This is a genomic window from Sphaerisporangium fuscum (assembly GCF_018531465.1).
GTDB lineage: Bacteria > Actinomycetota > Actinomycetes > Streptosporangiales > Streptosporangiaceae > Sphaerisporangium > Sphaerisporangium fuscum.
Genome location: NZ_JAHDTF010000016.1, coordinates 201,044 through 212,952, shown reverse-complemented (window position 1 = coordinate 212,952; position 11,909 = coordinate 201,044). Strand labels below are relative to the sequence as shown.

Sequence of the window (11,909 nt, the reverse complement as noted above, 5' to 3'; positions counted from 1 at the left end):
CGTGAAGTAATCGTGATGCCTTGTGACCTCGATCTGCTCGACGAGACGGCCTGGCGAGGCCTGGTCGACCGCTTCGGCAGCCGCATGTGGGCCGTCGCCCGGGCCTTCGGGCTCGACGCCGCCGACGCCGCCGACGCGGTGCAGGGCGCCTGGCTGCGGCTCGTCGAGAGCCTGCACACCATCCGCGACCCCGAGCGCCTGGGCGCGTGGCTGGTCACCACGACCCGCCACGAGGCGGCGCGCATCGCCCGCCGCAGGTCGGGGCGCCCGCTGAGCGACCTCGCCACCGACATCCCCGGGCACGGCGACGACCCCGAGACGGCCATGCTGACCGAGGAGCACGGGCGCCTGCTGTGGGAGGCCGTCGACAGCCTCCCCGACCCCTGCCGGGCCCTCCTGCGGCTGATCGTCACCGTTCCGGATGCCGGGTACGCCCAGTTGGCACAGCGCCTCGGCATGCCCGTCGGCAGCATCGGACCGACCCGCATCCGCTGCCTGAAGCGGCTGCGTTCCCTGATGGAGCGTTCCCTCGTGGAGGAGGAGCGGTGAGCGACGACTCAGCACCACGGTCGACCAGGGGGGGCCGCCCGGCGGGCCTGAGGGCCGCCGTGGAGGACGAATACCTTCTGGCGGCACTCAGAATGGCCTCGGGCGCCGACCCGCCGCCGGCGCGCGTCTGCGCCGACGCGCGAGCCGTCTACGGGCTGCGGCTCCCCGGAGCCGTCACCGCGGGCCCTGTCGCCCTTCCGGCCGGCCCCGGCGCCGGGCTCGGGGCCCGTTCCCGGGTGCTCCCGGACGGCTGCTCCGCCGGCGAGGAGCCCCGGCTGCTCCGGTTCGCCGCCGACGGGCTGACCATCGACGTCGAGATCACCGTGTGCGACTCGCACATCGACCTGGCCGGTCAGGTCCATCCCGCCCCGGAGAGGGGCTCCCGCGTCGAGATCCGCACTCCGCACGTCAGCAAGATCCGTTTCCCGTCCGAGACCGGGGAGTTCGCCACCACGGGCCTGCCCCACGGCTGGCTCAGCGTGGTCTGCCACCGACCGGGGAGCGCCCCGGTGGCCACCCGCTGGCACTGCGTCCGCCGGTGAGCAGCCGGCGTCCGTCCCCATGACCGAGATCGCGCAGCCGCCGCGGCAGGCGGCGGGAGGCGCCACGGACGAGCTGGTCTCGGCGGCCGAGGAGGCGGTGACGCTCTCGGGCGCCGACCCGCTGCTCGCCCGGGAGCGGGCGGGAGCGGTGCTGCGCCGGGCCGAGGCCGTCGGATGCCTGGAGGCCGTCTCGGTGGCCCACCGGGCACTGGCCCTCGCCGCCCGCGAGTTCGGGCATCTGGCGCTGGCCGCCGACCACCTGGAGCGCGCCGTCACGGCCGCGCGTGACCATCCCGTACGCGCGGCCCAGGCGCGCCTGTCCCTGGTCACCGTCCGGGCCGACCTCGGCGACCCGGTGGGCGGGCTGCGGGTCGCCGACCTCGCCGAGGCGCACCTCACCGGACTCGACCCCGCGAGGCTCGGGGTGCAGCGCGCCGTCGCGCTGGTCCGGCTGGGCAGGAACCACGAGGCGGTCGCCCACTGTGACCGTGCGGTCGAGCGGCTCACCGGCGCGGACGACCCCCGCTTTCTCGCCGGAGCCCTGCTCAACCGGGGCATCGCCCACACCTACCTGGAGCGGTACGACGCCGCCTCGCGCGACCTGTCCCGCTGCGTGGCCGTCGCCAGGGAGGCGGGCCTCGACCACATCGCGTCGCTGGCCAAGGCGAACGTCCCCTTCGTCGCCACCCGGCGCGGCGACATCCCTGCCGCCTTCGCCGGGTACCGGGCCGCGGAGGAGGCGCTGGCGGACTACCCGGAGCGGCTGGCGGCGACGCGGGCCGACTTCGCGGGGGCGCTGCTCGCCGCGTACCTGCCCGGGGAGGCCCGGGTGCTCCTCGGGCAGGCGGTTCCCGAGCTGGCCGCGGCGGGCGCCCTGGTCGCGGTGGCGGAGTCCCGTCTGCTGCTCGCCCAGCTCGAGCTCCTCGTCGGCGACCCGTACCAGGCGAAGGCGACCGCCGAGGCGGCGGCGCAGGAGCTGACCTCCCAGGGCAGGCACGCCTGGGTGCCGCTCGCCGAGGAGGTCGCCCTGCGCGCCCGCCTGGCCACCGAGCGGCCGGGGCGGGAGCTCCTCGGCGAGGTACGCGCGCTGGCGGCACGGCTGGCGGGCCAGGGCTGGACGGCGCCCGCGGCGGGCCTCAGGCTCACCGCCGCCGAACTGGCGGTCGACCTCGGCGAGCAGGCCGTCGCCGAGGACGAGCTGCGTTCGATCATCGGCGAGCAGGCCGTCGCCCAGGATCCGCCCGGCGTCGCCGCCCCGGGGGAGCCGCCGAGCCGTACGCACCGGATCGTGCGGCACCACGCGACGGCGATGGGGCACGGCCTCCGGGGGGACCTGGCAGAGGCGTTCGCCGCGTTGCGGCTCGGCATCGCCGAGGCGGCGGCGGGCAGCGAAGGGCTGGGCGACCCGGGCGTGCGCGCCCACGCCCTGCGCGCGGGCGAGCGGCTCGCGGAGTACGGGCTGACACTCGCGCTGCGCGAGGGCCACGCCGAGGACGTCCTGGGGTGGGCCGAGCACTGCCGAGCCGTGGCCAGGGGTCGTCTCGGGGAGACCATGCCACCCGGACGGCTGCGGGCCGTTCTGGGAGACATCGCGCTGATCGAGATGGTCAGGAGCGGCGACCACCTTTCGGCCGTCGTGGTGACGTCGGACGGCTGCGTGCTGCGTCCGCTCGGCTCCTACACCGACGCGGCCGAGGCGACGATCCGGCTGCGGTACGGCATGCGGCGTGCCGGGCTGCGCGACACCGGGAGGCTCGGCGGGGTGCTGACGGAGGCGGAGGGCCTGGCCCGGCTGCTCCTCGGCCCGCTCGCGGACGCCATGGGAGACCGCCCGGCGGTCGTAGTCCCGACGGGAGCCCTCCACACCCTCCCCTGGCCCGTGCTCCCTCCCTTCCGGGGCAGACCGCTCTGCGTCTCCTCCAGCGCGGCCGCCTGGGCCGCCGCTCGCACCGGGTCACCCTCCGTACAGCGGCGCCGGCTTCACCGCACCACACCCCGCCGCCCCGGCGCCGGAGAAGCAGAGCACCCACCGAGCGAGGAAACCCCCACCCACCACCGGCCGATCACCACCCCCGCCCCAGCCCCGGAACCAGCCCTCACCAAGACCGAAACCACCACGACCATCCCTACACCCGACAACGACCACCCCAGCCACCACCGCCCGATCGTCGTCGCGGTCGCAGGGCCGGGGCTGATCCACGCCGAGACCGAAGCGGCCATGGTCGTCCACACCCACGAGGGACACACCGCCACGTCCTACGGGACGACCCCGCGAGGCGACATGACGGAGGCGGCCGAGGGTGCGGGAGCAACCTCACCCGGCAGAGAACCCGCACACGGGGCGAGGGTGGAGGTGGTGCTGGAGGCGCTGGGGCGGGCGGACATTCTGCACGTCGCGGCGCACGGCACGTTCTGTGCGCGAAGTCCCTTGCTGTCCAGCATCGCCCTCGACGACGGGCCTCTGATGGCGTACGACCTGCTCCGGCTCCGGCGGGCGCCGGGGCTGGTGGTGCTGTCGGCGTGTGACGCGGGGATGGCGCACGCCCCGGTCGACGGCGCGCCCCTCGGGCTCGCGGGCGCCTTCCTCGACCGGGGTACGGCCTGCGTGGTGGCCGGCCTCGTCCCGGTACGCGACGAGGAGGCCCTGGCGCTGATGACGCGGTTCCACGCGCTGCTGGTCGCCGGGCGTACCCCGGCCGAGGCGCTCGCGACGGCGGCCGAGCTGACGGGCGTGACGGGATTCGCCTGCTTCGGCTCCCACGGGCACCCGCTGGGACTCGAACCGCCCTGACCGGCCCCGGGCCGGGCCCCTCGCCCCGCCCGCCGCTCGGCGGTGAGGGGCGGGGCGGTCAGCCTCGGCCGTCAGGCGGGCGGGGACCGTCAAGCCTTCGACCGTCGGGAGGGCGGGACCGTCAGACCTTCGGCCGTCGGGAGGGGGGCGGTCAGCCTCGGCCGCCGGGAGGGCGAGACCGTCAAGCCTTCGCGTCGGGCGGGCGGGGCCGTGCCCTCGGCCGTCGGGCGGGCGGGGCCGTCAGCCCTCGGCCGTCGGGAGGGGGCGGTCAGCCCTTGGCGGTCGGGCGGGTGGGGTCGGTGATCCAGTTGGACCAGGAGCCGACGTAGAGGGCGGCGGGGACGCCGGCCACCTCCAGGGCGAGGACCTCGTGGGCGGCGGTCACACCAGACCCGCAGTAGGCCCCGACGGAGACCTCAGGCACGGCCCCCAGGGTGATGAACCGCTCCCGCAGGAACTCGGCCGGGTGGAAGCGGCCGGAGGGGTCGACGTTCTCCATGGTGGGGGCGCTGACGGCTCCAGGGATGTGGCCGGCGACCGGGTCGATGGGCTCCACCTCGCCCCGGTAGCGCTCGGCGCCGCGCGCGTCGAGCAGCACGCCGTCCTGCGCCAGGGCCCCCGCCTGCTCCGCGTCGAGCATCGGCATGCCGCCGGGCCGGGCGGTGAAGTCGCCGGGAACGGGCCGCGGCACGTCCTTGGTCACCGGACGGCCCTCCTGGACCCACCTGCGGTAGCCGCCGTCGAGGACCCGCACGTCCGGGTGGCCGAAGTAGCGCAGCGTCCACCAGGCGCGGGCCGCGGCGGTGGAGTCGGCCTCGTCGTACACCACCACCGGGCGCGAGCCGGACACGCCGAGCCGCCGCATGGCCTCCTGGAACGCCTCGGCCTCGGGCAGCGGGTGACGGCCGCCGGAACCCGGCGGCGCCGCCAGGTCGCGATCGAGGTCGCAGAAGACGGCACCGGGGATGTGACCCTCCTGGTAGGAGTCGATGCCGCGCTCCCCGGACGGCCCGGGGACGAGCCGCCACCGCACGTCGATCACGGTCGCGTCGCCGAGCTCGCCTGGGCCGATCAGCGGGCTCATCGGAAATCCGGGGCCGGCACCCCTGCGCCTTCAGCCATTGGAGGAGATTCCTTCCGTGTTCCGTGTTCCGTCGTCCGGTGACGTCCAGTCTTGTGCGTGCGGCGACCGCCCGCTTCTCGTCCGCTGCGCTCTGCGGGCGGCCGTCGGGCCTCAGCGTGCCACGGACCGGCGGGGACCGGCGGGACGCCGCGCGGACCCCGCCTGCCGGCACGGCGGAGCCGGGGTCAGCCGGCCGCGCGGGCGGTGGCCTCGGAGAGGGCCTTGGCGAAGGCCAGGACGTTGCCGACCGCCTCCGGGCCGTCGGCGGCCTCGCTGACCCGCAGCGACAGGTCGTCGGCGGTGATGGCGCCGGTGTAGCCGTGGTCGGCCTCGCAGTTCTCGTCTCCGCAGGTCGCGGGTTCGAGATCGACGTGAGAGATCGCGCCCCACCCGATCGTGAGCGTCACCTCCGTCGGGGGCACGCCGGGCACGTAGGAGGCCGGGTCGGGCACGACCCGGGTGACGGCCACGGACTGGACGCGGCTGAGCCGCACGGCCTCGGTCGTGGTCGAGGCGTGTGAGGTGGGCAGGCCGTCGGCGGGCGGGTGCTCGTCGGTGTGGCAGACCAGCAGCCGGGTGGGAGTCAGGATCACCACGGTGACGTGGCGGCGTACCTCCATCGCGGGGTCGAAGGTGGCCTCGTGGTGCACGACGTACGCCGTCACCGGCTCCTTGCCCAGCGCGGACTCGGCCGCGTCGGCCACGAGATCGGGGTAGTAGCCGCTGCGTTCGATGGCCTCGCGCAGACCAGCGGCCGAGACTCGGGTTTCCCTCATGGGTCCATCCTGCCCTGTCTCGGCATGGTGTTTCACCTCACAGTCGCCCGCCTCGGCGTCCTCGCGCACAGAACAGGGCAGAGAGGGGCACAAGCCGACGAATCGCCCCGACGTCCGCTCTCAGCGGAGCCGTTCCGGACCGGCGTGCGGGCCCGCGCCGAGCGTGGGCGTGCCGGTCTGGCGCAGGCGTCGCGGGCCGCGGTCCGGGCGGGGGCCGACGGCGTCGCGGATCACGGCCCTGGCGCCCACCACGCTCACCCCCGACTCCCCCACCAGCACCGGATCGAGGTCCAGCCGCGCCACCCCGGGCAGCTCGTCGGCCAGTCGTCCCACCCTGACCAGCAGGTCCGCGAGGGCGTCCACCGCGACCGGCGGGTAGCCGTACCGGCCGAACAGCAGGGGCGCCGCGCGCACCGACCGCACCAGCGACGCCGCGTCCTCGGCGGTCAGGGGGGCCAGCCGGAACGCCTCGTCACCGAGGAGCCGGGCGGTCACCTCCCCGAGCCCGAACGACACCACGGCCCCGAAGTCCGGGTCGTCCATCACGCGCACGACGGTCGGCACCGAGGGCTGGGGGGCCATCCGCTGGACCGACAGCGTCACCTCCGGGCCGAGCCGCGCCGACAGGTCGTCGTACGCGCGCCGCACCCCGCCGGCGTCGGACAGGCCGAGCCGTACGGTGCCGGCGCGGTGGGCGACCTCCGGGTCGGCCGCCCTGACCACGACCGGCCAGCCGAGCCGTTCGGCCGCCGCCACCGCCTCCTCCTGGGAGGCGACCACCTCGGCCGGCCACACCGTGATGCCGTACCGGGCCAGCAGCTCGGCCGGGTCGACCTCGGGTCCGCCGCCCGCCGCGAGGATCTCCTCCACGACGGCCCTGGCCCCCTCGGTGTCCACGCCGTCGAGCTCCGGGGGAGTCCCCTGCGGCGTCTCCCGCCACAAGGCGTACCGGACGACGTGGGCGAGCGCCCGCACGGCCTCCTCCGGCGCCGGATAGGACGGGACCGAACCCTTGCCCGGGTCGCCGTCCTCTCCGGGGACGCGCAGCTCCGGCGGCATGCCCATGCGTCCCTCGAACGTCGCGAGCAGCGGTTTCCCGGTCTCGCGCGCGACCCGTACGAGCTCGGCCGCGACCTCGGCACAGTCGCCGGGGATGGGCGGCATGTAGATCGCGACGATCGCGTCGACCTCGCACCGGAGCTCCTCCAGTGCCTTGCGGTAGTCGCGGGCGCCGGCCCCGGCGCCGAGGTTGGCGGGAGGGCAGGGTTCGAGGCCGGCGGCGACGCACGCGTCCACGGCCAGCAGCGCGAGGGCGTCGGAGTTGCTGACCACGCCGACGCGCGGCCCGGCGGGCAGCGGCTGGTAGGCGAGCAGCTGGGCCACGTCGAACTGCTGCGCGAGGTCGTCCACGCGGATCACCCCGGCCTGCTCGAAGAGCGTGGTGAGCGCGGCGTCCGGCAGCCCGAGCACCGGCGCGGCGTGCCCGACCGGGACGCCCTGGGTGGTGCCGCCGCTCTTGACCACCACGACGGGCTTCTTGCGGGCCGTGCGGCGGGCCAGCCGGGCGAACTTGCGGGGGTTTCCGAGCGATTCGAGGTAGAGAAGGATCACGTCGGTCGCGGGGTCCTCCTCCCAGTACTGCAGGAGGTCGTTGCCGGACACGTCGGCGCGGTTCCCGGCCGAGACGAAGGTCGAGATGCCCATGCCGCGCTGGGCCACCCGCTGGAGCAGGGCCGTGCCGAGGGCGCCCGACTGGCTGAAGAACCCGACGCGGCCCCTGCCGGGCAGGTGGGCGGCCAGGGTGGCGTTCAGCCGGACGCGGGGGTCGGTGTTGGCGATGCCGAGGCAGTTCGGGCCGACCACGCGCAGCCCGTACGCCCGGGCGATGCGCACCAGTTCGTCCTGGCGGGCGCGCCCCTCGGGCCCCGTCTCGCCGAACCCCGAGGAGACCACGACCAGGCCCTTCACGCCCTTCTCCGCGCATTCCTCGACGACGTCGAGCACGGCGTCGGCCGGGACGGCGACCACGGCGAGGTCGACGTCCTCGTCGATCGCCGAGACGCTCTTGTAGGCGCGCACGCCCGCCACCGCCCTGACCTGCCGGTGGACGGGGTACACCGGCCCGTTGAAGTCGGCGCCGAGGAGGTTGCGCAGCACGGTCTGCCCGACGCCGCCCACCTCACGGCCGGCGCCGATCACGACCACGGAGGACGGTGTGAGCAGGCGCTCGATGGACCGCGCCTCGGCGCGGTGCTCGCGGGCCATGGTGACCTCGCGGGAGGTCTCGGTGGTGGCGAGGTCCAGGGTCATGCGCACGACCCCGTCCTCGAACTGGCTCTGCGCGGTGTAGCCGGCCTGGCGGAAGAACGTCACCATGCGGGTGTTGGACGGCAGCACGTCGGCGACGAAGTGCCTGATCCCGCGCTCTCTGGCCGCCGCGCGCAGGTGCTCCATGAGCACCGAGGCCACTCCCCTGCCCTGGTGGGCGTCCTCGACCAGGAAGGCCACCTCGGCGCTGTCCTGCTGCTCCATGCGATCGAACCGGACGACGGCCACCATCTCGGTGCCGAGGGTCGCGATCAGCGCCACCCGGTTCACGTAGTCGACGGTGGTGAACCAGGTGACCTCGCGGTCCGACAGGCGGGGGCGGGGACCGAAGAACCGGAAGTAGATGGACTGATCGGAGAGCCGGGAGTAGAAGGCCCTCAGCAGATCGGCGTCGTCAGGCCGGATGGGCCGCAGATGGGCGGTGCCTCCATCGGCCAGGACGACGTCGGCCTCCCAGTGGGCGGGATAATCAGGTTCCACATTGATGAGACTAAGGGCCCCGATGTCGGAATTGTTGGGCAACGCTTGTGCATCGACTGTGCACTGGTGTCCGCTCTATGCCCCACGCCCCGGCTTGAAGCTGTTAGGTTTTCTGTCAGCAGCCTCCTGTAGTGCCAACAAGGTGGTGACATCATGACGCGGGTTGTCGTGGTGGGCGATCTGATGACCGATGCGGTCGCGCGCGCCCGCTACCCTCTCGCCAGGGCGAGCGACACTCCGGCCGTCGTCACCATGCATGGTGGCGGCTCTGGGGCCAACATCGCCTCCTGGCTCGCCGTCGAGGGCGCGGAGGTGGCCTTCGTCGGCCGTCGCGGCGCCGACATCACGGGCCGTAACCGCGACATGGAGCTCATGGGGTACGGCGTCGACGCCCGCCTCGTCATGGATCCCGAGCGTCCCACCGGCACCTGCGTGGTGCTCGTCACGCACAAGGGCGAGCGCACCCTGCTGTCCGACCCCGGCGCGAACGCCGCCCTGTCGCCCGAGGATCTCCCTCGTGACCTGTTCGTCACGGGCGGCCACCTGCACATGTCCGGGTACACGCTGCTGAACGAAGGCTCCCGCGAGGCCGGCCTCGCCGCCATCGACCTCGCCCGCCGGGCCGGCATGTCGATCTCGGTCGACTGCGCCTCGGCCGCGCCTCTGGAGCGCACCGGGGCCGAGCCGTTCCTCGAGTGGACCAGCAGCGCCAAGCTGCTGCTGTGCAACGAGGCCCAGGCCAAGGTGCTCACCGGCCGTGACGACCCGGCCTCGGCCGCCAAGGTGCTCACGGCCTGGTTCCCGCAGGTGGTGATCAAGCTGGGCGCCGAGGGCTCCCTGTGGTACACCAACAACCGCCCCGAGCCGATCCGCGCGCCCGCCGACCACATCGAGCGCATCGTCGACGGCACGGGCGCCGGCGACGCGTTCACCGCCGGCTTCCTGCAGCCGTGGCTCGAGGGCAAGCAGCCTGCCGACGCCCTCGCCGCCGGCAACGCCCTGGCCGCCAAGGCCATCTGCAACCTGGGCGCCCGCCCCCGCCTCTGACGGCCTACGTGGTCGTTGCGGGCCGAGGCTGACGGCTCAGGTGGTCGTGCCGAGCGCCGGCGGGAGAACGCTGACGGCCTAGGTGGCCGGCGGGAGAACCTGATGCCCTAGGTGGTCGTGGCGAGCGCCAATGGGAGGACGGCGGGAGCGCCGGCTCCGCGCAGCACCGACGCGCCGATCGTCATGGTCCAGCCGGTGTCGACGCGGTCGTCGACCAGCAGGACCGGCCCGCCGGACACGTCGGCGAGGGGCGGCGCGAGGGTGGCCTGAAGGGCGCGCACCCGCTGGGCGCTGTTGTGCTGATGTCCCGGAGGCCCCTGGCGGTAGGTCAGCGAGCCGAGGTATCTCAGCCGCCCGATGGCGGCCAGCCGCTCCCCCAGGCTCGTGACCAGCGCCGGCCTCGTCGCCGACGGCACGGTGACGACCGAGACCGGCCGCTCGGCCCACCGCCATGAGCTCAGCACCCGGACGACCGCGTCGAAGACCTCGTCGGGAACGGGGCCGTCGGGCGTGTCCTCGGCGAGCAGCCGCCGCAGGGTGGTGCCCCAGCCGATGTCGGTGAGCCGTCCGAGCGCCCGTCCCGGCTCGGCGGCGATCTCTGGCCGGATGCGGCCGGAGAGGCCGAGCTCCTTCAGGCCCGTCGGCCACTGCCGCCGGGGCTCGACCTCCACCCCCGGGCGGTCGAGCCGCTCCCGGGCGGCCTTCACCGCCCCGGAGGCGACGTCGGGGGAGCGCCGCACGCCGGTGCAGTTGTCGCAGCGGCCGCAGGGCCGCGCGGCCTCGTCGTCGAGGTGCCGCCTGAGGAACCGCTCCCGGCACTCGTCGGTGGTGATGTAGGAGAGCATCGCGCGCTGCTCGGCCGCCCGCTCGGCGGCCACCCGGGCGTACCTCTCCTCGTCGTACGCCCAGGGCAGCCCGGTGGCCTGCCAGCCGCCCTTGACACGCCTGACCGCGCCGTCGACGTCGAGGACCTTCAACATCATCTCCAGCCGGCTCCGGCTCAGGTCGACCCGGGTCTCCAGCGCGGCCGTGGACATGGTGCCCTCGTGTGCCAGCGTGTCGAGCGTGGCCCGCACGACCGGCTCCGGCGGGAAGGCCAGCGAGGCGAAATAGGCCCAGATGTCGCGGTCTTCGGTGCCGGGGAGAAGGATCACCTCGGCACGCTCGACCCCGCGCCCGGCCCGTCCGACCTGCTGGTAGTAGGCCACGGGGGACGCGGGGGCGCCGACGTGCACGACGAACCCGAGGTCGGGCTTGTCGAACCCCATGCCGAGGGCGGAGGTGGCCACCAGCGCCTTCAGGCGGTTGCCGAGGAGCGCCTGCTCGGCGGCGAGCCGGTCGGCCGGCTCGGTCTGCCCGGAATAGGCCGTCACCTCGTGCCCCTGATCGCGCAGGTAGGCGGCGATCTCCTGCGTGGCGGCCACGGTGAGGGTGTAGACGATGCCCGAACCCGGCAGTTCGCGCAGGGTCTCGGCGAGCCACGCGAGCCGCTGCTCGGCGGTGGCCGGGCGAACGACGCTCAGGTGGAGGCTGTCGCGCTCCAGCGGCCCGCGCAGCACCAGCGTGTCACCGGCGCCCTCGCCCGTGCCGGTGGCGCCGAGCTGCTCGGCGACGTCGCGGGTGACACGGGCGTTGGCGGTGGCGGTGGTGGCCAGCACCGGGACTCCCGGCGGCAGCTCGGCCAGCAGGGTGCGCAGCCGGCGGTAGTCGGGACGGAAGTCATGGCCCCAGTCGGAGATGCAGTGGGCCTCGTCGACGACGACCAGCCCGGCGCTCGCCGCGAGCTTGGGCAGGACCAGGTCGCGGAAGTCGGGGTTGTTGAGCCGTTCGGGGCTCACCAGCAGGACGTCGACCTCGCCGCGCTCGACCTCGGCGTGGATGAGGTCCCACTCGTCGACGTTGGCGGAGTTGATCGTCGCGGCGTGGACGCCGGCGCGCCCGGCCGCGGCGATCTGGTTGCGCATCAGGGCGAGCAGGGGTGAGACGATGACGGTCGGCCCGGCGCCGCGGGCTCGCAGGAGCGCGGTGGCGATGAAGTAGACCGCCGACTTGCCCCAGCCGGTGCGCTGCACGACGAGGGCGCGCCGCCGGTCGACGACCAGCGCCCTGATCGCCGACCACTGATCGTCTCGCAGCCGGGCGTGCTCGCCCGCCAGCGCTCGCAGCCTCTGCTCGGCCTCGGCCCGCAGGCCCGTCTCGTCGACCATGGGTCCTTGCTACCAGGTCAGGGCGACAGTTTCGTCCATCGAGTGGATTCTGCTCCCGAATGAGGC

The 11,909-nt window shown here is 74.6% G+C and carries 8 protein-coding genes; 4 read left to right on the top strand and 4 right to left on the bottom strand.

The window, feature by feature from the left end; all coding sequences use genetic code 11:
• Positions 1-15 precede the first annotated feature (15 nt).
• Genes KIK05_RS21185 through KIK05_RS21175 form a run of 3 tightly spaced genes read left to right on the top strand, consistent with a single transcriptional unit; the run spans position 16 to position 3,882 of the window.
• Positions 16-549, top strand: coding sequence for an RNA polymerase sigma factor (locus KIK05_RS21185; protein WP_214412545.1), 534 nt, complete (start codon positions 16-18; stop codon positions 547-549).
• On the top strand, positions 546-1,091 hold the full coding sequence (locus KIK05_RS21180) for a hypothetical protein (RefSeq protein ID WP_308250037.1): 546 nt from the start codon (positions 546-548) through the stop codon (positions 1,089-1,091). Before KIK05_RS21185 ends, KIK05_RS21180 begins: the two co-directional genes overlap by 4 nt.
• A gap of 19 nt (positions 1,092-1,110) precedes the next feature.
• A complete protein-coding gene (locus tag KIK05_RS21175) occupies positions 1,111-3,882 on the top strand; it encodes a CHAT domain-containing protein (RefSeq protein WP_214412501.1) in 2,772 nt (923 codons plus the stop codon).
• 268 nt (positions 3,883-4,150) lie between these two features.
• Here KIK05_RS21175 and KIK05_RS21170 read toward each other — a convergent pair whose 3' ends face one another.
• The 3 genes from KIK05_RS21170 to KIK05_RS21160 form a co-directional block, all read right to left on the bottom strand.
• Positions 4,151-4,966 (bottom strand): sulfurtransferase, encoded by an 816-nt coding sequence (locus tag KIK05_RS21170; RefSeq protein ID WP_214412500.1) that lies wholly within the window; start codon positions 4,964-4,966, stop codon positions 4,151-4,153.
• Between the two features lie 224 nt (positions 4,967-5,190).
• Positions 5,191-5,781 (bottom strand): DUF5998 family protein, encoded by a 591-nt coding sequence (locus KIK05_RS21165; RefSeq protein ID WP_214412499.1) that lies wholly within the window; start codon positions 5,779-5,781, stop codon positions 5,191-5,193.
• A 120-nt stretch (positions 5,782-5,901) separates the two neighbouring features.
• Complete coding sequence (locus KIK05_RS21160) at positions 5,902-8,589, bottom strand: bifunctional acetate--CoA ligase family protein/GNAT family N-acetyltransferase (RefSeq protein ID WP_214412498.1); 2,688 nt, start codon at positions 8,587-8,589, stop codon at positions 5,902-5,904.
• A 153-nt stretch (positions 8,590-8,742) separates the two neighbouring features.
• On the opposite strand from KIK05_RS21160, the gene KIK05_RS21155 reads away from it, so the two are divergent.
• Complete coding sequence (locus tag KIK05_RS21155; protein ID WP_214412497.1) at positions 8,743-9,636, top strand: carbohydrate kinase family protein; 894 nt, start codon at positions 8,743-8,745, stop codon at positions 9,634-9,636.
• Positions 9,637-9,743: 107 nt separating this feature from the next.
• On the opposite strand, the gene KIK05_RS21150 is transcribed toward KIK05_RS21155, so the two are convergent.
• Positions 9,744-11,843 (bottom strand): RecQ family ATP-dependent DNA helicase, encoded by a 2,100-nt coding sequence (locus KIK05_RS21150; RefSeq protein ID WP_214412496.1) that lies wholly within the window; start codon positions 11,841-11,843, stop codon positions 9,744-9,746.
• Positions 11,844-11,909 lie beyond the last annotated feature (66 nt).

Excerpts from the sequence above, each read along its gene's own strand:
- KIK05_RS21185 (WP_214412545.1), top strand. The coding sequence starts at position 16 with ATGCCTTGTGACCTCGATCTGCTCGACGAGACGGCCTGGCGAGGCCTG.
- KIK05_RS21170 (WP_214412500.1), bottom strand. The coding sequence starts at position 4,966 with ATGAGCCCGCTGATCGGCCCAGGCGAGCTCGGCGACGCGACCGTGATC.
- KIK05_RS21155 (WP_214412497.1), top strand. The coding sequence starts at position 8,743 with ATGACGCGGGTTGTCGTGGTGGGCGATCTGATGACCGATGCGGTCGCG.
- KIK05_RS21175 (WP_214412501.1), top strand. The coding sequence starts at position 1,111 with ATGACCGAGATCGCGCAGCCGCCGCGGCAGGCGGCGGGAGGCGCCACG.
- KIK05_RS21150 (WP_214412496.1), bottom strand. The coding sequence starts at position 11,843 with ATGGTCGACGAGACGGGCCTGCGGGCCGAGGCCGAGCAGAGGCTGCGA.
- KIK05_RS21165 (WP_214412499.1), bottom strand. The coding sequence starts at position 5,781 with ATGAGGGAAACCCGAGTCTCGGCCGCTGGTCTGCGCGAGGCCATCGAA.